The organism is Pseudomonas sp. TMB3-21 (assembly GCF_054898145.1).
Window position 1 is genome coordinate 2,237,803 of sequence record NZ_CM142718.1, and the last position, 17,487, is coordinate 2,255,289.

22 protein-coding genes are annotated in these 17,487 nt (G+C 61.4%); 14 read left to right on the forward strand and 8 right to left on the reverse strand.

Features of this window, described 5'->3' with window-relative positions; all coding sequences use genetic code 11:
* The first annotated feature begins 12 nt into the window (after window positions 1-12).
* Window positions 13-897: a sugar nucleotide-binding protein gene (locus ACYZTS_RS10345; protein ID WP_028621575.1), complete on the forward strand. Its 885-nt coding sequence runs from the start codon at window positions 13-15 to the stop codon at window positions 895-897.
* Window positions 898-1,181: 284 nt separating this feature from the next.
* Here ACYZTS_RS10345 and ACYZTS_RS10350 read toward each other — a convergent pair whose 3' ends face one another.
* From ACYZTS_RS10350 to ACYZTS_RS10370, 5 genes are all read right to left on the reverse strand, one after another.
* On the reverse strand, window positions 1,182-1,880 hold the full coding sequence (locus tag ACYZTS_RS10350; RefSeq protein WP_461995697.1) for an OmpW/AlkL family protein: 699 nt from the start codon (window positions 1,878-1,880) through the stop codon (window positions 1,182-1,184).
* Window positions 1,881-2,225: 345 nt separating this feature from the next.
* Window positions 2,226-2,744, reverse strand: coding sequence for a DUF3299 domain-containing protein (locus ACYZTS_RS10355; protein WP_461995699.1), 519 nt, complete (start codon window positions 2,742-2,744; stop codon window positions 2,226-2,228).
* 11 nt (window positions 2,745-2,755) lie between these two features.
* Window positions 2,756-4,021: an ABC transporter permease gene (locus ACYZTS_RS10360; protein ID WP_461995701.1), complete on the reverse strand. Its 1,266-nt coding sequence runs from the start codon at window positions 4,019-4,021 to the stop codon at window positions 2,756-2,758.
* A gap of 1 nt (window position 4,022) precedes the next feature.
* Window positions 4,023-4,733: an ABC transporter ATP-binding protein gene (locus ACYZTS_RS10365; RefSeq protein WP_028621579.1), complete on the reverse strand. Its 711-nt coding sequence runs from the start codon at window positions 4,731-4,733 to the stop codon at window positions 4,023-4,025.
* Between the two features lie 161 nt (window positions 4,734-4,894).
* Window positions 4,895-5,479, reverse strand: a complete 585-nt coding sequence (locus ACYZTS_RS10370) for a DUF2796 domain-containing protein (protein WP_461995704.1) — start codon at window positions 5,477-5,479, stop codon at window positions 4,895-4,897.
* A gap of 134 nt (window positions 5,480-5,613) precedes the next feature.
* On the opposite strand from ACYZTS_RS10370, the gene ACYZTS_RS10375 reads away from it, so the two are divergent.
* Window positions 5,614-5,958, forward strand: a complete 345-nt coding sequence (locus ACYZTS_RS10375) for a hypothetical protein (protein WP_028621581.1) — start codon at window positions 5,614-5,616, stop codon at window positions 5,956-5,958.
* A 133-nt stretch (window positions 5,959-6,091) separates the two neighbouring features.
* Here the strand turns inward: ACYZTS_RS10375 and trxA are convergent, their stop codons facing one another.
* The 3 genes from trxA to ACYZTS_RS10390 all read right to left on the reverse strand — a co-directional run bounded on the left by trxA (window position 6,092) and on the right by ACYZTS_RS10390 (window position 8,284).
* Window positions 6,092-6,964, reverse strand: a complete 873-nt coding sequence (gene trxA, locus ACYZTS_RS10380; protein ID WP_461995706.1) for a thioredoxin — start codon at window positions 6,962-6,964, stop codon at window positions 6,092-6,094.
* A gap of 196 nt (window positions 6,965-7,160) precedes the next feature.
* Window positions 7,161-7,817, reverse strand: coding sequence for a class I SAM-dependent methyltransferase (locus tag ACYZTS_RS10385; RefSeq protein WP_461995708.1), 657 nt, complete (start codon window positions 7,815-7,817; stop codon window positions 7,161-7,163).
* Window positions 7,814-8,284, reverse strand: coding sequence for a YbaY family lipoprotein (locus tag ACYZTS_RS10390; protein ID WP_028621584.1), 471 nt, complete (start codon window positions 8,282-8,284; stop codon window positions 7,814-7,816). Before ACYZTS_RS10390 ends, ACYZTS_RS10385 begins: the two co-directional genes overlap by 4 nt.
* Before the next feature lie 117 nt (window positions 8,285-8,401).
* Between ACYZTS_RS10390 and nrdR the strand changes: the two genes are divergently transcribed.
* From nrdR to ACYZTS_RS10450, 12 genes are all read left to right on the forward strand, one after another.
* Entirely contained in the window at window positions 8,402-8,866 is a 465-nt protein-coding gene (gene nrdR, locus ACYZTS_RS10395; RefSeq protein WP_003228656.1) for a transcriptional regulator NrdR, read from the forward strand.
* On the forward strand, window positions 8,863-9,996 hold the full coding sequence (ribD, locus tag ACYZTS_RS10400; RefSeq protein ID WP_461995709.1) for a bifunctional diaminohydroxyphosphoribosylaminopyrimidine deaminase/5-amino-6-(5-phosphoribosylamino)uracil reductase RibD: 1,134 nt from the start codon (window positions 8,863-8,865) through the stop codon (window positions 9,994-9,996). The genes nrdR and ribD overlap by 4 nt, the downstream gene beginning before the upstream one ends.
* 46 nt (window positions 9,997-10,042) lie before the next feature.
* Window positions 10,043-10,708, forward strand: coding sequence for a riboflavin synthase (locus ACYZTS_RS10405; protein WP_028621586.1), 666 nt, complete (start codon window positions 10,043-10,045; stop codon window positions 10,706-10,708).
* Between the two features lie 31 nt (window positions 10,709-10,739).
* Window positions 10,740-11,831 carry a bifunctional 3,4-dihydroxy-2-butanone-4-phosphate synthase/GTP cyclohydrolase II gene (ribBA, locus tag ACYZTS_RS10410; RefSeq protein WP_028621587.1) on the forward strand — a complete coding sequence of 364 codons (1,092 nt, stop codon included), beginning with the start codon at window positions 10,740-10,742 and terminating at the stop codon, window positions 11,829-11,831.
* Between the two features lie 236 nt (window positions 11,832-12,067).
* Window positions 12,068-12,544: a 6,7-dimethyl-8-ribityllumazine synthase gene (gene ribH / locus ACYZTS_RS10415; RefSeq protein WP_028624323.1), complete on the forward strand. Its 477-nt coding sequence runs from the start codon at window positions 12,068-12,070 to the stop codon at window positions 12,542-12,544.
* Window positions 12,541-13,041, forward strand: a complete 501-nt coding sequence (nusB, locus tag ACYZTS_RS10420) for a transcription antitermination factor NusB (protein WP_028624322.1) — start codon at window positions 12,541-12,543, stop codon at window positions 13,039-13,041. The genes ribH and nusB overlap by 4 nt, the downstream gene beginning before the upstream one ends.
* 17 nt (window positions 13,042-13,058) lie before the next feature.
* A complete protein-coding gene (gene thiL / locus ACYZTS_RS10425; protein ID WP_461995713.1) occupies window positions 13,059-14,024 on the forward strand; it encodes a thiamine-phosphate kinase in 966 nt (321 codons plus the stop codon).
* Window positions 14,021-14,524, forward strand: a complete 504-nt coding sequence (locus ACYZTS_RS10430) for a phosphatidylglycerophosphatase A family protein (RefSeq protein WP_028624320.1) — start codon at window positions 14,021-14,023, stop codon at window positions 14,522-14,524. The genes thiL and ACYZTS_RS10430 overlap by 4 nt, the downstream gene beginning before the upstream one ends.
* A 22-nt stretch (window positions 14,525-14,546) precedes the next feature.
* A complete protein-coding gene (locus ACYZTS_RS10435; protein ID WP_028624319.1) occupies window positions 14,547-15,281 on the forward strand; it encodes a substrate-binding periplasmic protein in 735 nt (244 codons plus the stop codon).
* Window positions 15,282-15,543: 262 nt separating this feature from the next.
* On the forward strand, window positions 15,544-16,161 hold the full coding sequence (gene ribA / locus ACYZTS_RS10440; RefSeq protein ID WP_028624318.1) for a GTP cyclohydrolase II: 618 nt from the start codon (window positions 15,544-15,546) through the stop codon (window positions 16,159-16,161).
* Window positions 16,158-16,577, forward strand: a complete 420-nt coding sequence (locus ACYZTS_RS10445) for a hypothetical protein (protein WP_028624317.1) — start codon at window positions 16,158-16,160, stop codon at window positions 16,575-16,577. The genes ribA and ACYZTS_RS10445 overlap by 4 nt, the downstream gene beginning before the upstream one ends.
* Entirely contained in the window at window positions 16,577-17,377 is an 801-nt protein-coding gene (locus ACYZTS_RS10450; protein ID WP_461995716.1) for a cobalamin-binding protein, read from the forward strand. Before ACYZTS_RS10445 ends, ACYZTS_RS10450 begins: the two co-directional genes overlap by 1 nt.
* Window positions 17,378-17,487: the final 110 nt, after the last annotated feature.

Consider the following 17,487-nt stretch of genomic DNA (forward strand, 5'->3'; position numbering starts at 1 on the left):
CCTGCTGACTCTATGCGAATGCGCCTTATGTTACTGGGTGGCGGGAATGCCCTTGGGCAGGCGCTGATTCGCCTCGGTGCGGAGGAAGACATCGGCTTCCTCGCCCCCCGCCCGCCGCAAGACGGCTGGGATGCCGCGAGCCTCACACAATTGCTCGACGACACCCGTCCGGACGCGCTGATCAACCTCGCCTACTACTTCGACTGGTTCCAGGCCGAAGCGGTCAGCGAACAGCGTCTGTCCGGGCAAGAGCGTGCTGTCGAGCGTCTGGCCGAACTGTGCCAGCATCACAATATCGTTCTGCTGCAACCGTCGAGCTATCGCGTGTTCGACGGTTCGCGCGCGACCGCCTACAGCGAAAAAGATGAACCGGTGCCGCTGGGGCAACGTGGTCAGGCCTTGTGGCGGATCGAACAAAGTGTGCGTGCGACGTGCCCGCAGCATGTGCTGCTGCGTTTCGGCTGGCTACTCGATGACAGCCCCGACGGCACCCTCGGACGCTTTCTCGCCCGCGCCGAAAACCCTGCAGAATTGCTCATGGCCGATGACCGTCGTGGCAATCCGACGCCGGTGGACGATGCGGCGCGGGTGATCATTTCGGTGCTCAAGCAACTCGATTGCGCGGCGCCGCTGTGGGGTACTTACCACTACGCCGGGCACGAGGCGACCACGCCGTTGGCGCTCGGTCAGGCGATTATCACCGAAGCCCGCGCGCTGCATCCGCTGGCCATCGAAGCGCCGACCGCGCAAGCCCACGCCGCGCGCCCGGACGCTGCCGAAGAACCGCAACACGCGGTGCTGGCCTGCAAGAAAATTCTGCACACCTTCGGGATCAAACCCCGCGCCTGGCGGGCGGCGCTACCGGGCTTGCTGGACCGCTTCTATCGCCACGGCTGACGACTTGGGCATCCGGGTTAACGCATCATCGTTCACCACCATCGCGAGCAGGCTCGCTCCCACAGAAAACGCAATCACCTGTGGGAGTGAGCCTGCTCGCGAAAAAACCAGAGACACAGCTGGGCATCCGGTTTGGCGAGTCATCGTTCACGACCATCGCGAGCAGGCTCGGCCCCACAGAAAGCGCAATCATCTGTGGGAGCGAGCCTGCTCGCGAAAAAAAACCGGAGGCGCCGCTGGGCTTCCGGTTTAAGTGTCGTCGTTCACGCCTGTTTGCAAATGGGTTAGAACTTGTAGCCCAGACCCACCATGTAGATGAACGGGTCCACATCCACGTTAACCTTGGCGCGAGTGCCCGGGGCCACTGCGTTATTTTCCACAGTGGCTTGGGTGTCGATGTCGATGTAGCGCACTTGTGCATTGAGCATGATCTTGTCGGTGATCATGTAGTCAGCGCCGACCTGGAACGCCATGCCCCATGAGTTTTTTGCCTTGAAATTGCTGAAGCCATTGGCCTGCGCCTGACTGCCGACATGTTCGTCGTAGATCCAGGTGTAGTTGATGCCGGCGCCGACGTAAGGCTGGAACGCTGACTTGCCATCCAAGGGGTAGTAAACAACGCTCAAAGTTGGTGGCAGGTGTTTCAGCGTGCCGAGTTTGCCGTTGGCCGCGCCCAGTGCGGTGCCTTTGAGCTTCACGTCATGTTCGAACGGGGAGGCGGCGAGCAGCTCGAGCCCCCAGTGGCTGCTGAACATGTAAGCGAAGTTCAGGCCCAATTGCGTGTCGCTGCTCATGGTCGCCTTGCCGCCCAGATCCGCGCCTTTGAGCGGGCCCTGATCGACCTTGACGCTGGAGCTGTCGGCCTTCGGATTGACGGTGATCGCACCGGCGCGAACGAGGATGTCACCCGCCTCGTGGGCGTAGGCGAGCGGGGCTGCGAGCGCGAGGGAAATCAGCGAGGCGCCGAGCAAGGACTTGTTCATGGGGGCTCCAAAGGGCATAAAAGAATTCGATGTCCAATGGTAAGGCACCTAAGTATTCGGTCTTTTGACTCAGCTCAATGAAAAGGAGAATGACCTGATTTTGCGGTCTATTCCAAGGCCTCATCGCCAGCAGGCTGGCTCCCACAGTTGATTCGTATTCCCCCTGTGGGAGTGAGCCTGCTCGCGATCACTATCTTCCATCCGAAAAAAAACAACCGGTTTCACTCCGGCAGTTCATTCCCACAGATCTCGCACAATTGACGCCGTCCCCATGTGGTAGCGTGGCTTGCCCCGGGCGGCGTTCCGACGACGGCGTCCTGAGGATCGATACAGAACCACCGGTTATCACTCCGGCAATTCATACGCATAAATCTTGTCCGCCGCCATCTGATACCCGGCATCTGCGAGTTCGCTGGTCGACGGCTTGACCTGCATCGCGCCTTCGATCCAGTACGGTTGATACAGCTCGTCAAGCTTCACCCCGACTTCGCTTTTTACGTGCACGATCTGATTGGACGGCGGTGGCGGCACGTGGATGCAGGCGCCGAAATACGGGACCAACAGGAACTCTGTGGTGCGGCCTTCCTCGCTCACTTCCAGCGGCACGATATAGCCCGGCAGACGAATGTTCTGGCCGTCGAGCGCCTTCACCACCGGTGCATTCGGCAGGTCCTGCTTGGCGGCGGGGGCGGCTTCGGCGGCCAGCGCGTCGCTCATTTGCGACATGTCATGCATTGGCGTCATGTTCGGCACTTCCGGCATGGCGTCGGGCGGGATCATTTCCGACCAGGTCAGCTCTTTCGGCTCGGCCGCCCACAGGGGCAGGGCGACCAGCATCAACAGCGCAAGTACAGCGCGGGGCATCATTATCGTCCTCATAGTCGGATCGAAAGGCCATCGGCCAGGGATTGGCGATACGCGCGCCACGCCGGCACGCTGCCCATCAGCAGCGCGGCGACAAGGATGCCACCGAGCAGCGTCCATTCATATTCGCTTGGCCAGGCCAGCGGCAGATACAGGCCGTAATTGGCCTGCACGTAACCCTGCGCGAGGGCGATGCCGACGTAAAGCAGGGCAACGCCTGCGATCACGCCGGACAGCGCCAACGCAAATGCCTCAAGTACCAGCAACGTTGCGATATGCCATGGCCGCGCACCCACTGACCGCAGAATCGCCATCTCGCGACGCCGTTCGTTGAGGCTGGTGAGAATCGCCGTCAACATGCCGATCAACCCGGTCAGCACGACGAACAGCGAGACCACGAACAGCGCTTTTTCGGCCGTGCTCATCAGGCTCCACAATTCCTGCAGCGCCACGCCAGGCAGGATCGCCAACATCGGTTCGCCACGAAACTCATTGATCTCGCGTTGCAGCGCGAAGGTCGAAATCTTGCTGTTGAGGCCGAGCATGAACGCGGTGATCGCCTGCGGCGTCAGGTCCATGTTGCGTGCCTGATCGGCGCTGATACGACCGGTTCCGCGCGCGGGCACACCGTTATGCCAATCGACGTGAATCGCTTCCATGCCGCCGAGGCTGATGTGCAGCGTGCGATCCACCGGTGTGCCGGTGCGCTTGAGGATGCCGACCACGGTGAACGGTTTATCGTCGTGTTTGACCAGGCTGATCACCGCCACGCCATGGGCCAGCACCAGCTTGTCGCCGAGTTTGTAGTGCAGCGCTTCGGCGACTTCGGCACCGAGCACCACTTCGAACGGGTCGCTGGCGAAGGCGCGACCGTCGGCCAGGGCCAGGTGTTGTTGCCGGCCGTACTGGTAATGCTCGAAGTAGGCTGCGGTGGTGCCCATCACCCGATAACCGCGATGGGAATCGCCGAGGGACATCGGGATCGCCCACTTCACTTTCGGGTTGTTGGCGAAGTGTTCGAAGCTGTCCCAGCGGATGTTATTGGTAGCGTTGCCGATGCGGAACACCGAATACAACAGCAGGTTGACCGAGCCGGAGCGCGCGCCGACGATCAGGTCGGTGCCGCTGATGGTGCTGGCGAAACTGGCCTTGGCTTCGGTGCGCACTCGCTCCACCGCCAGCAGCAGGCAGACCGACAGGGCGATGGCGAACGCGGTGAGGATCGCGGTAAAGCGGCGGTTAGCCAGGCTGGCCATGGCTAGACGAAACAAATACATCTCAGACCTCGGACGGGGTGGCGGCGCGATTGAGCTGCGCCAGCGACAGGTTGCGATCGAACAGCGGCGCGAGGCTCTGGTCATGACTGACGAACAACAGGCTCGAACCTGCCTCGCGGCATTCGGCGAACAGCAGGCGAATGAAGTTTTCGCGGGCGTCGTAGTCGAGGGCCGAGGTGGGTTCGTCGGCGATTACCAATTCCGGCTGACCGATCAATGCACGCGCGGCGGCGACCCGTTGCTGCTGGCCGATGGAAAGCGAGTCGGCGCGGCGGCCGAGCAGGTTTTGATCTTTCAGCCCGAGGTGGGCGAGCAGGGTGGCGGCGGCCTGATCGACACTGCCGTGACGCTGGATCGCCCGCTCGGCCCGCAGCCTGGAAAAGTGGCAAGGCAACTCGACGTTTTCGCGCACCGAGAGAAACGGCAGCAGGTTGAACTGCTGGAAAATGTAGCCGGTGTGATCGACGCGAAATCGATCGCGCGCACTGGCATTGAGTTCGGTCAGTTCCTGGCCGAGCAAGCGAATGCTGCCGCGATCGGGCTTCTGCACGCCGCCGAGCAAACCGAGCAGGGTGGTCTTGCCGCTGCCGCTGGGGCCTTTGAGGAACAGGGTCTCGCCGGGCTCAAGGCGAAACGCCGGGATGTCCAGCAGAGGCGGGTGACCGGGCCAGCTGAAGCTCAGGTCGGACAGTTCGATGAGTGCTTGGGTCATGGCGCCGATTTCATTGGGTTGGGTGCGGTCTCGATTTCAAACTCATACATTCCACCTGTGGGAGCGAGCCTGCTCGCGATGGCGGCGTGTCAGTCAACAAACATTTTGAATGTCCGGACCTCATCGCGAGCAGGCTCACTCCCACAGGTTTTTTGGTGTAATCAGAATTTCAGGGCAGCAGCCTTGGCCGTCACTTCAACGCCTTGCTGTCCGCTCGGGCTGATCAGTTGTACCTGAATCTTCTGGGTCGCCGGGAACGTACTGAAAATGTTGGCCAGTTCCAGGGTTTTCAGTGCGCCGGGTGCCGCACATTTGAACTGGTAGTGCGCATGAATTTCGCTGTGTTCGTGATGATGCTCGTCCTTGGCGTCTTCGTCGTGATCATCATGGGCATCGGCTTTATCACCGAACAATGGACTCTCCAGTGCTTGGGCCGCAACCACGCAACCGGCGGCTTTTGGCAGATTGAACAGGTTCAGTGGCTTCTCCAGCTGCGCCCGAACGGCAGCCACTTTGGCCTTGTCGGCGTCGCTGGTAGCGGCATGTTCGAAGCCGACCAGGTTCATCGCCGGGCTTTCCAGTTCCAGTTCCAGGGTCTGGCCATCCAGCGCCGCATTCAAACGACCTACGCCGTGTTCGTGGGCGGCGAGGCTGCCGTGTTCATGATCGTGGTCATGTTCTTCAGCGGCGTGAGCAACGGCCAGCGGCAACAGGGCGAACGGCAAAGCGAGCATTAGACGGCGCATGGCAAGTCTCCGGGAAGTCAGGTGAAAAAATTGTTATGTAATCTTATAACGAAAGCGCAAGAGTTTGACCGTCTGCTTGGCGTTGCACAAGTCCCGTGGGAGCATGCAGGTCAGAAATGTGCGGGAGCAGACTCATGTTGCGGATACGCGGAAGCATCGGCGAGTGGCCGGTGGATTTGACCCTGGAGATGGACGATGACGACTGGGCAAGGCTCGGCGCGCAGTTGCAGGTGGCCAAACCTGAAACCGGTGTGACGCCCGCCAAGCCGATGAATCAGGACGATTCGCAGTGGCAGATCGCCAAGGATTTACTGCGCAAGGCCGGGCATCTGAGTGGTCCGGAGTTGCTTGAGCAGCTGGAAGGATTGACCGGCAGCCCAGGCTCCGGGAAGCGCCTGCTGGTGCGCTTGCGCCATTGTGCGGAAGTGAAAGTGACGAGCGGCGGGGATACGCCGCTTTACAGCTGGATTGCGCAATAACCGTAGGAGCCGGCTTGCTGGCGATGAACGATCACGCGGTTTGTCAGACACACCGCGGCGCGCCTATCGCCAGCAAGCCGGCTCCTACAGGGCCGGGGCAAATGCAATCCCGCGGTCATTTCCAATGCAGCGATCAATACAACGCAGCAAACAACTTGCGGCGGTACGTGGTCACCAGCGGGTGATCATTGCCCAGCAGTTCGAACACTTGCAGCAACGTCTTGTGCGGCAAGCCTTCGTTGTAACCGCGATTACGCACGAACAGCTTGAGCAGCGCATCCAGCGCAGCGTCGTATTGCTGGCGCGCCAATTGCTGGATCGCCAGCTGATACACCGCTTCATCGTCCTGCGGGTTTTTCGCCAGTCTTGCTTTCAGGTCCGCGGCATCGGGCAAATCCTTGGCCTGGCCGAGAAACTGGATCTGCGCCTTGGCACCGGCCAGTGCAGCCTTGTGCTCGTCGCTCTTGACCGCGTCGAGTACGGTTTGCGCTTCGCCCAGCTCGCCGCGTTCAGTCAGGCAGCGGGCATACAGGATCAGCGCTTTGGCGTTTGTATTGTCTTCGCCGAGCAGCACCGTAAGCACAGCTTCAGCGTCGGCGAAACGGCTGTCGTCGAACAGCGCCTGAGCCTGTTCAAACGGGTCAGCGGCCGCCGGTGGTGGCATCTGCACGTGCGGTTCCAGCATCGTGCGTACAGCGGATTCCGGTTGCGCCCCGGCAAAACCGTCTACCGGCTGGCCGTCCTTGAACAACACTACGGTCGGCAGGCTGCGAATGCCGAAACGAGCGACGATGTCGGGTTCCAGATCGCAATTGACCTTGGCCAGCAGCAACTCGCCCTGATAGCTCTCGGCAATGGTTTGCAGCATCGGCATCAGCACCTTGCACGGCGCACACCATTCGGCCCAGAAATCCACCAGCACCGGTTTGTGAAAAGAGTTCTCGATCACCGACTGGTCGAAATCGACAGTCGTGGCGTCGAAGATGTACGGCGTTTCCTGACTCATGGGGGATCTCTTGGAAGCGTTGATGGAGCAACTATACGGCTTGGCGGGGTGTGGCTGGAAGCGGGGGGACTTTGGGTATGTGTCATCTGACAGCCTTCGCGAGCAAGCCCGCTCCCACATTGGATCTGCGGCGAACCAGGATTTAGTGATCGACACATGACAAGTGTGGGAGCGGGCTTGCTCGCGAAGCTTTTAGCTAGCCGCGCCGCGCGTGATACAGGCTCACATGCCGAAACTCTTCAGGCTCGGCCAGATCCGGCAATGTCATCGCCTCCAGCCTTTCGATGCGCCGATACATCGGATGACGAAAATCCCTGACCCGCGAATCCGCCACCAGGACCTCGCGACCCCGGCTCAGAAAATCGTCGAGCAACGGCAGGTTCGCGCGGTCGTACAGCACGTCTGCCACGAGAATCAGATCAAAGCGATCCGCCTCGGCGAAAAAATCTGTCGAGTAACTGAGTTCCACGCCATTTAGCTCGGCGTTAGCCCGGCATGAAGCGATCGCCAGCGGGTCCAGGTCACAGGCCACCACCTCCAGCGCGCCGGCCTTCACGGCAGCAATTCCCGCGACCCCGGAACCTGCGCCAAAATCCAGCACGCGTTTGCCTTTGACCCACTGCGGGAACTCGGCAAGATAGCGTGCGACCGCCAGGCCGCTGGCCCAGCAAAAACTCCAGTACGGCGGTTCATGCAAGATCCGTCGGGTTTCTTCCGGGCTGAAGGCGCGGTCCATGTTGTCGCCGTCGATCAGCCAGAGCTTCAGCGCGGTACCCGGCAATTGGCAGGGCAGCAGCTGAGCGTCACCCAGCAAATCACTCAACGCCTGTTGCAGGTCAAGCGGTGCAATCATGGCGCTTTGACGAACTGCAGTTGCCCCATCGCCTGAGTCGTCGGCTGGGTGATGACTTGCGACGGCAGGTGCAGAATCAACTGCCCGGACTGGCTGGCGCGACCACGCAGTTCAACGCGGGCACCGACCGGGAACGATTGCGGATTGAAGCGCAGGCGGAACGGCAAAATCTGATTGGTGCCGATCAGGCTGGAACTGGCGAGCAATTGTTGCGGGCGGTCCTGGTTATCGATCACCAGCAGCGCCAGCTCGACTTCGGCGCCGGTCGGCACGCCTTGCAAGGTGCCACTCAATTCACGCTGATGCGCGGGCAGCGGACCGAGATCGGCGGCCTCCTTGGCTTTTTTCTGCGCCTGCTGCGGCGCGGGGCCGGGCTTGGGCGGTTGCGGCTCGGTCTTGGGAGCATCACTGCTACAAGCCACCAGCAGGCTGAAAAGACTGAGCAAAACAAGCGGGCGTAACGACATGGGCGGCTCCAGCAGGGTAAATCCATCTATAGGCCGTCTGTATACCGCAAACCCTATGGCTTGTCTTGCCACCGGGATGCGCTACCATGGCCCTCCCTTTTTTTGTTGCCTGCCACCATGCACTGTCCCTTCTGCGGTGCCAACGACACCAAGGTCATCGACTCGCGTCTGGTCGCCGAGGGCGAACAGGTCCGCCGCCGGCGCGAATGCCTGGCCTGCGGCGAACGTTTCACGACGTTCGAGACTGCCGAACTGGTGTTGCCGCGCCTGATTAAAACCGACGGCAGCCGCCAGCCGTTCGACGAAGAAAAACTCCGTGCCGGCATGCAGCGTGCGCTGGAAAAGCGCCCGGTAAGTGTCGAGCGCCTCGAGTCGTCGCTGGTGCACATCAAACACAAACTGCGCGCCACCGGCGAACGCGAGGTCAAATCCCTCGTGGTCGGTGAACTGGTGATGGCCGAGCTGCAAAAGCTCGACGAAGTCGCCTACATTCGTTTCGCCTCCGTGTATCGACGCTTCCAGGACCTCAACGAGTTCCGCGAAGAGATCGATCGCCTGGCCCGTGAGCCGGTGAAAGAATGACCAACCCCGCCGAACAGTCCATCCTCGACGCCCATTACATGGCCCGCGCCCTTGAACTGGCGCGCAAGGGGCATTACACGACGCACCCAAACCCGCGCGTTGGTTGCGTGATCGTGCGCGATGGGCAGATTGTCGGCGAAGGCTGGCACGAACGCGCCGGCGAACCTCACGCTGAAGTTCATGCGTTGCGTGCCGCTGGCGACAAGGCGCGAGGTGCTACGGCCTACGTGACGCTCGAGCCGTGCAGCCATCACGGGCGCACGCCGCCCTGTGCCGATGCGCTGGTGAATGCCGGCCTGGCACGGGTGGTTGCTGCCATGCAGGACCCCAATCCTGAAGTCGCCGGGCGTGGCCTTCAGCGCTTGTCCCAGGCCGGCATTGCCACCCAGAGCGGCGTGCTGGAAGGCGAGGCGCGCAAGCTCAACGAAGGTTTTCTCAAACGCATGGAACACGGCCTGCCGTTCGTGCGAGTGAAGTTGGCCATGAGTCTCGACGGCCGCACGGCGATGGAAAGCGGCGAGAGCCAGTGGATCACCGGCCCGGCGGCGCGCTCGGCGGTGCAACGCTTGCGTGCGCAAGCCAGCGTGGTGCTCACCGGCGCCGACACGGTGCTGGCGGACAACGCCCGCTTGACCGTGCGTGCGGATGAATTGGGCCTGGACGCCGCGCAAACGGCGCTGGTCATGAGTCGCCCGCCGCTGCGCGTGCTGATCGACGGCCGTCTGCGCGTGCCGCTGGATGCGCCGTTTTTCAAGGCAGGTCCGGTACTGGTCGCCACCTGCATGGCCATTGAAGAACAGTACGCCAACGGGCCGGAATGCCTGATCGTGGCTGGCGAAGATGGCTTGGTCGACCTGCGCAAGTTGCTGGTCGAACTCGCCCATCGCGGGGTCAACGAAGTGCTGGTCGAAGCTGGCCCGCGTCTCGCCGGTGCTTTTGCTCAGCAAGGGCTGGTGGACGAATTCCAGATATTCATCGCCGGCAAGTTTCTCGGCTCCTCGGCACGTCCACTGCTGAACTGGCCACTGGCGCAGATGAAAGACGCGCCCGAGCTCAAAATCACCGAAATCCGCGCGGTTGGCGATGACTGGCGAGTCACTGCCATTCCTTCGCCGGCGGCCGGCGTATAATTCCCGGCCTGCGCCACGCGTCGGCCCTGTTCTCGAGGAGAACTCCATGTTTACCGGCATCATCGAATCCATCGGCAGTATCCGTGCGTTGACCCCTAAAGGCGGAGATGTTCGCGTTCACGTAGCAACCGGCAAGCTCGATTTGAGCGACGTCAAACTGGGCGACAGCATTGCGGTCAACGGCGTCTGCCTAACGGCGGTCGAGCTGCCAGGCAACGGTTTCGCTGCCGACGTCAGCCGCGAAACACTCGACTGCACCGCGATGAACGACTTGAAAAGCGGCAGCCCGGTCAACCTGGAAAAAGCCCTGACCCCGACCACTCGCCTCGGCGGGCACCTGGTCAGCGGTCACGTCGATGGCGTCGGCGAAGTGGTTGCCCGCAGCGAGAATGCGCGCGCTGTGGAATTCCGCATTCGTGCGCCGAAAGAACTGGCCAAATACATCGCGCATAAAGGCTCGATCACCGTCGACGGCACCAGCCTGACCGTGAATGCGGTCGATGGCGCCGAGTTCCTGCTGACAATCATTCCGCACACCCTCAGCGAAACCATCATGGCGTCCTACCAGCCAGGCCGTCGGGTCAACCTGGAGGTCGACCTGCTGGCGCGTTATCTGGAGCGCCTGCTATTGGGGGACAAGGCTGCAGAGCCGGCAAAGTCTGGCAACATTACTGAAAGCTTTCTGGCCCAAAACGGCTACCTCAAATCCTGAAGCTCAATTTTTGAAAGAAGGGGGGTGCCTAGTGGCGCTCAATAGCATCGAAGAACTGGTAGAAGACATCCGCCAAGGCAAGATGGTCATCCTCATGGATGACGAAGACCGCGAGAACGAAGGCGACCTGATCATGGCCGCCGAGTGCTGCCAGGCCGAGCACATCAACTTCATGGCCAAGCATGCCCGTGGCCTGATCTGCATGCCGATGAGCCGCGAACGCTGCGAACTGTTGAAGCTGCCGCTGATGGCGCCGCGCAACGGTTCCGGGTTCGGCACCAAGTTTACCGTGTCGATTGAAGCTGCCACCGGGGTCACCACCGGCATCTCCGCGGCCGACCGTGCGCGCACCGTGCAAGCGGCTGCCGCGAAAGACGCCAAGGCTGAGGACATCGTCAGCCCCGGCCATATTTTTCCGCTGATGGCCCAGGCCGGTGGCACCCTCGCGCGCGCCGGTCACACTGAAGCAGCGTGCGACCTGGCGCGCATGGCCGGTTTCGAGCCGAGCGGCGTGATCTGCGAAGTGATGAACGACGACGGCACCATGTCCCGTCGCACCGAGCTTGAGGCTTTCGCGGCCGAGCACAACATCAAGATCGGCACCATCGCCGACCTGATTCACTACCGGATGATCCACGAACGTACCGTTCAGCGGATTGCCGAGCAGCCGCTGGACAGCGAACTGGGCCAATTCAATCTGGTGACCTATCGTGATTCCGTGGAAGGCGACGTGCACATGGCCCTGACCCTGGGCAAGGTGTGCGCTGAGGAACCAACGCTGGTGCGCGTGCACAACATGGACCCTCTGCGCGACCTGTTGATGGTTAAACAACCGGGCCGCTGGAGCCTGCGTGCCGCCATGGCCGCCGTGGCCGAGGCCGGCAGCGGCGTGGTGTTGCTGCTGGGTCATCCGCTGGATGGCGACGTGTTGCTCGCGCACATTCGTGAAACCGCTGATCATGCACCTGTGAAAAAACCGACCACCTACAGCATCGTCGGTGCCGGTTCGCAGATTCTTCGCGACCTGGGTGTACGCAAAATGCGCCTGATGAGTGCGCCGATGAAATTTAATGCGATATCCGGTTTCGATCTGGAAGTTGTAGAATACGTGCCCTCCGAATAATGACGCGCAGATTTCGGCATTGTTGACTTGGAAACATTGTGGCGAGGGAGCTTGCTCCCGCTGGGTTGCGTAGCAGCCCTCTGTTTTGGGGCCGCTACGCAGCCCAGCGGGAGCAAGCTCCCTCGCCACAAATGTGTAGGTCACCGGCAATGCGGTGTCTGCGACGCAGTATTCTTGGCTAATATCACTGAGGGATGCGTAGAAAACGCGTCCCGGCTCTTTAAGAGATCTAACGAATGACCCTGAAGACCATCGAAGGTACCTTCATCGCCCCTCAAGGCCGCTACGCTCTGGTAGTGGGCCGTTTCAACAGTTTCGTGGTTGAAAGCCTGGTCAGCGGTGCAGTTGATGCCCTGGTTCGCCATGGCGTGAGCGAAAGCGACATCACCATCATCCGTGCGCCTGGCGCCTTCGAAATCCCGCTGGTTGCGCAGAAAGTCGCTCAGAAAGGCGAGTTCGCAGCCATCATCGCGCTCGGCGCGGTCATTCGTGGCGGTACTCCGCACTTCGAATACGTGGCAGGCGAGTGCACCAAGGGTCTGGCTCAGGTGTCCATGGAATTCGGCGTGCCGGTTGCTTTCGGCGTGCTGACCGTGGATTCCATCGAACAAGCCATCGAACGTTCCGGCACCAAGGCCGGCAACAAAGGTGCTGAAGCTGCTCTGTCCGCTCTGGAAATGGTCAGCCTGCTGGCGCAGTTGGAGGCCAAGTGATCAACGACGACAGCGATCGTTTCAACCCGCGCGATCCAAAGCCTGCAGACGCCGGCAAGCCATCGAAAAGCGTCAAGCGTCGCGAAGCCCGTCAGCTCGCGACCCAGGCGCTGTACCAATGGCACATGGCCAAGCAGTCGCTGAACGAAATTGAAGCGCAGTTCCGGGTCGATAACGATTTCAGTGATGTCGATAGCGCCTACTTCCGCGAGATCCTGCATGGGGTTCCGGCGCAGAAGGACAAGATCGATGCCGCGCTGAAGCCTTGCCTGGATTTGACCATCGAAGAGCTGGACCCGGTTGAACTGGCCGTTCTGCGCCTGTCGACCTGGGAGCTGCTCGAGCGCGTCGACGTGCCTTACCGCGTTGTGATCAACGAAGGTATCGAACTGGCCAAGGTGTTCGGTTCTACCGACGGCCACAAGTTCGTCAACGGCGTGCTCGACAAGTTGGCCCCGCGTTTGCGTGAAGCAGAAGTGAAGGCGTTCAAGCGCTAACCTGCGCTTGATACCCAATGGGCGAGTTTGAGCTGATCCGCAATTTCTTCGCCGCCGCGCCTTGTGCGCAAGGCGGCGAAGGCGTTGCGCTGGGGATCGGCGACGATTGCGCTTTGCTGGCTGTTCCCGCTGGGGAGCAGCTTGCCGTATCCACCGACACGCTCGTGGCCGGTGTGCATTTCGCAGATCCTTGCGACCCGTTTCTACTCGGTCAGCGCTCGCTGGCCGTGGCCGTCAGTGACCTGGCAGCCATGGGCGCCACCCCTGTTGCCTTTACCCTTGCCCTGACTTTGCCGACGGTGACTGCCGAATGGCTGCAAGCGTACGCCCGCGGTTTGAACCTGATGGCGCAACGTTGCGGTGTGGCGCTGGTGGGCGGTGATACCACCCGAGGGCCGTTGAGCCTTACCCTGACCGTGTTTGGTCGGGTGCCCAGCGCTCAGGCATTGATCCGCAGCGGCGCGCAGCCGGGTGATCTGCTCTGTGTGGGCGGGGAACTGGGCAACGCCGCCGGGGCTTTGCCGCTGGTGCTCGGTCAGCGAACGGCCGCAGCTGACATCGCCGAGCCGCTGCTGGCGCATTACTGGTCGCCGCAGCCGCAACTCGGCCTCGGCCAGGCGCTGCGCGGCAAGGCGACAGCGGCGTTGGACATCTCCGACGGTCTGCTTGCCGACTGCGGCCATATTGCGCTGGCGTCGAAGGTCGGCATTCAAGTTGAACGGGACCGATTACCGCTGTCGAACTCTTTAGTGGCGTTCCTCGGTCAATCCGGCGCAGAAGCAGCGGCCCTGAGTGGCGGCGACGATTATGTGTTGGCGTTCAGCCTACCGTCCGTCGAGTTGGCGCAGCTGCTGGCAGAAGGATGGCCCATCCACGTGGTCGGGCAAGTGGTGGCGGGGCAGGGCGTCGTGCTGCTGGATGCCTGCGGCCAGGACATCACCCCGCAAATACGGGGCTACCAACATTTTCGGGAGACACCGTGACAGATCATCCCAATCAGGTTCCTGCGGAATTCGTACCGCCTTCGGTATGGCGCAACCCATGGCATTTCATCGCCTTCGGCTTCGGCTCGGGCACCTTGCCCAAGGCTCCTGGCACCTGGGGCTCATTAGTTGCGCTACCCTTCATCCCGTTATGGCAGATGTTGCCCGACTGGGGTTACTGGCTGATGCTGGGCATCACCATGCTGTTCGGCTTCTGGCTGTGCGGCAAGGTGGCCGACGATCTGCGGGTACACGACCACGAAGGCATCGTCTGGGACGAAATGGTCGGGATGTGGATTACCTTGTGGCTGGTGCCTGAAGGCTGGTACTGGTTGCTCGCGGGTTTTGTCGTGTTCCGTTTTTTCGACATTCTCAAGCCGTGGCCGATTCACTGGATCGACCGGCACGTGCACGGTGGCGTCGGGATCATGCTCGACGACGTAGTGGCCGGGGTGTTTGCATGGGCAGCGATGCAGGGGCTGGTGTGGATTTTCGCCTGACGGGCGATACAGGGGACTAAGGATGGCTCGACGCTGGCTGGCTGGGATGATGTTCTCGATGCTCGGCACGCTGGCCCTGGCGGCTGAGACGCCGATGCCGTCGGTGATCCATCTCGCCAGTGAAGAATGGGAAAATTACACCGCCCCCGACGGGCGTGGCCTGGGCTGGGACGTGCTACGGAAGGTTTTCGAGCCGGCCGGCGTGAAACTCGAGATTCGCACCGTTCCCTACACGCGATCCATCGGCCTGGCGCAACGCGGCGAAGTGGATGCCTGCGTGGGCGCCTACCACGATGAAGTCAGCGATCTGTTATACCCGCGCTGGAATTTCGATACCGACCACATCTACGCATTGGGGCTGGCCAGCAGTCCGGTGCCGACCCGAGAGACGCTGGGCGCTTACAGATTGGCCTGGGTCCGCGGTTACGACTATCAGGACTATTTGCCGAACGTCACTCGATATAACGAAGTGGTGCGGCGTACCGGAATTCTGTCGATGCTCACCCACGATCGCGCCGATTATTACGTCGATGCGCTGAGCGAAATCGAATTCATTGTCCGTGGTGCCAGGGATCCTGCGCTGTTCCGGCAGACGCACATTACCGAGTTGCCGCTCTACCTGTGCTTCGCCAACACACCCCGCGCGCGAAAGCTCATGGCGCTGTTCGATCAACGCATGGAGCATCTGGTGAAAAGCGGCGAGCTGAAGCCGATCTTCAAGCGCTGGAAGCAGCCTTATCCGTTTGATCCCGAGTGAACACGTCTCTGTAGCAGCTGGCGCAGCCTGCGTCCGGCGGCGCAGCCGTCGCATACCCTGCCAACTCGATGGCCCTGATATCGGGATGTTCGAATTTTACGACGGCTGCGCCGCCGGACGCAGGCTGCGCCAGCTGCAGGATCTTACGTGGGACGCAGCATCCGGATTTTTGATCGTTATGCCCCAAAATTCAGCCTGAGCGTCTGCAGGAACCTGCTGCTACAATGCCGCCTCTGCGAATCTATAGATCAGGAGCACACCGGTGCCTGTCGTTTTTGTCGCCGCTTCCAAGCTGCCAACGCCTTTTGCGCAATTCACCATGCACGGCTTTCTCGATGAGGAGAACGGGCGCGAGCACGTGGTTCTGAGCCTCGGTGAGTTCGACGACGGTGCGCCGGTACTCGGTCGTTTGCATTCCGAGTGCCTGACTGGCGATGCCTTGTTCAGCCAGCGTTGCGATTGCGGTTCTCAGCTTGAAGCCGCCCTGCAGGCCATTGCTCGCGAAGGCCGCGGCGTGTTGCTCTATCTGCGCCAGGAAGGCCGAGGCATTGGCTTGCTGAACAAGATCCGTGCATATGAGTTGCAGGATGGCGGTGCCGATACCGTTGAAGCCAACGAGCGTCTGGGTTTTGCCGCAGATCAGCGCGATTACGCCATGTGCCTGCCGATGCTGCAGCACCTGGGGGTGAAATCCCTGCGCCTGATGACCAACAACCCGCGCAAGGTCAAAGCCCTGACCGACATGGGCATTGTCGTTGCCGAGCGCGTGCCGTTGCACACCGGCCACAATCCGCACAACAAACTCTACCTGGCGACCAAGGCCAGCAAGCTCGACCACATGATGGGCAACGAGCACCAGGGCGAGGTAGACCGCGCGTGACTCGCGGTCAGGTGCGGCGGCGACTGGCCGTCAGTTGGTGGCAATACCTGGCGCTGGCGCTGTTGCCGTTGTTCGTGATCAACGGTGTATTCGGTCAGAGCGAGGCAATCCTGCCGGTGTTGGCCATGCCGATGTTCATTGCCGGTGTGGCTTCGATGTTTGTCAGCCTGAAGTTTTTCGGTGGCTATAAGCACGGCCTGATCGCCACGCAGAAAGCCCTCGATACCCCTGAAGAACCTGCCGCCTGGATCGCCTTGGCTGCCAAACGCCGTGCGGCGTTCATCGCTGCCGGGCTGCCCGCGTGGATTGGCGCCCTTGCGGTATTTTTCGGGCTGGAAGCCGTGCCGCTGATGTTGCTGGCGCTGTCCACCGCCGTGTTGTTCTACCTCTACCGTATCCCGCGTCAACTCGCTTGATGCTCCGCGTTTGGCTCGCGGTTCTGCTGCTGGCCTTGGGCGCGTCGGCGAATGCCGTCGAGCGGGTCGTCAGCCTCGCGCCGTCTCTCTCCGAAATCGTTGTCGAGCTGAGTTCTGCCGATCTGCTGGTTGGCGTGCTGGATGCCGGCGAGCGTCCTGCGGAACTTCAGGACCTGCCCTCTGTTGGCCGCTATGGTCAGCTGGACATGGAACAACTGCTCAGTCTGCGCCCGGATTTGCTGCTGCTGTGGCCCGACAGTGTCGGCCCGGCACAGCGTGAGCAGCTCAAACGTTTGAACATTCCGACTTACGTCGCCGAACCGCACAACCTTGATCAACTTACCGCGCACATAGAAGCGATTGCTGTGCAACTTGGCCGTGCCGAACGGGGGATTTCCTTGGCTGCGACTTTGCGTCAGCGCCTCGATTCATTGCGCGAACGCTACAGGCGCGATCAGCTTTTGCGGGTGTTTTATCAGGTCTGGGACCGGCCGCTGTATACCGTCGGTGGCGGGCAGATCATCAGCGATGCGCTGCAGGTGTGCGGCGCGCGAAATGTGTTCGCCGACCTGACGCTGCCCGCGCCGCAGATCAGCGTCGAGGCGGTGCTGCAGCGTAATCCTGAGGTGATCCTTGCCAGCGATCAGGCGCAACTCGATGCGTGGAAAGCCTGGCCGCAGGTGGCGGCTGTTCGGCAGGGGCAGTTGCTCATGGTGGCCGATAAAGGCCTGGAGCGGCCGAGCGGGCAGATGATCGAGGCGACGGCCAGGCTGTGCGAGTTGATTGCGCCCGACCGCTGACCTTGTGGCGAGGGAGCTCGCTCCCGCTGGGCAGCGAAGCAGCCCCAAATTCCCTCAAAGAGTAAAGTCAGATCTGATTGCACCCGCCATTTACGTCTGCCTCGCAAACG

Coding starts and splice junctions, on each gene's coding strand:
- ACYZTS_RS10345 (WP_028621575.1), top strand. CDS start 13: ATGCGAATGCGCCTTATGTTACTGGGTGGCGGGAATGCCCTTGGGCAG.
- ACYZTS_RS10350 (WP_461995697.1), bottom strand. CDS start 1,880: ATGAACAAGTCCTTGCTCGGCGCCTCGCTGATTTCCCTCGCGCTCGCA.
- ACYZTS_RS10355 (WP_461995699.1), bottom strand. CDS start 2,744: ATGCCCCGCGCTGTACTTGCGCTGTTGATGCTGGTCGCCCTGCCCCTG.
- ACYZTS_RS10360 (WP_461995701.1), bottom strand. CDS start 4,021: ATGTATTTGTTTCGTCTAGCCATGGCCAGCCTGGCTAACCGCCGCTTT.
- ACYZTS_RS10365 (WP_028621579.1), bottom strand. CDS start 4,733: ATGACCCAAGCACTCATCGAACTGTCCGACCTGAGCTTCAGCTGGCCC.
- ACYZTS_RS10370 (WP_461995704.1), bottom strand. CDS start 5,479: ATGCGCCGTCTAATGCTCGCTTTGCCGTTCGCCCTGTTGCCGCTGGCC.
- ACYZTS_RS10375 (WP_028621581.1), top strand. CDS start 5,614: ATGTTGCGGATACGCGGAAGCATCGGCGAGTGGCCGGTGGATTTGACC.
- trxA (WP_461995706.1), bottom strand. CDS start 6,964: ATGAGTCAGGAAACGCCGTACATCTTCGACGCCACGACTGTCGATTTC.
- ACYZTS_RS10385 (WP_461995708.1), bottom strand. CDS start 7,817: ATGATTGCACCGCTTGACCTGCAACAGGCGTTGAGTGATTTGCTGGGT.
- ACYZTS_RS10390 (WP_028621584.1), bottom strand. CDS start 8,284: ATGTCGTTACGCCCGCTTGTTTTGCTCAGTCTTTTCAGCCTGCTGGTG.
- nrdR (WP_003228656.1), top strand. CDS start 8,402: ATGCACTGTCCCTTCTGCGGTGCCAACGACACCAAGGTCATCGACTCG.
- ribD (WP_461995709.1), top strand. CDS start 8,863: ATGACCAACCCCGCCGAACAGTCCATCCTCGACGCCCATTACATGGCC.
- ACYZTS_RS10405 (WP_028621586.1), top strand. CDS start 10,043: ATGTTTACCGGCATCATCGAATCCATCGGCAGTATCCGTGCGTTGACC.
- ribH (WP_028624323.1), top strand. CDS start 12,068: ATGACCCTGAAGACCATCGAAGGTACCTTCATCGCCCCTCAAGGCCGC.
- thiL (WP_461995713.1), top strand. CDS start 13,059: ATGGGCGAGTTTGAGCTGATCCGCAATTTCTTCGCCGCCGCGCCTTGT.
- ACYZTS_RS10435 (WP_028624319.1), top strand. CDS start 14,547: ATGGCTCGACGCTGGCTGGCTGGGATGATGTTCTCGATGCTCGGCACG.
- ACYZTS_RS10450 (WP_461995716.1), top strand. CDS start 16,577: ATGCTCCGCGTTTGGCTCGCGGTTCTGCTGCTGGCCTTGGGCGCGTCG.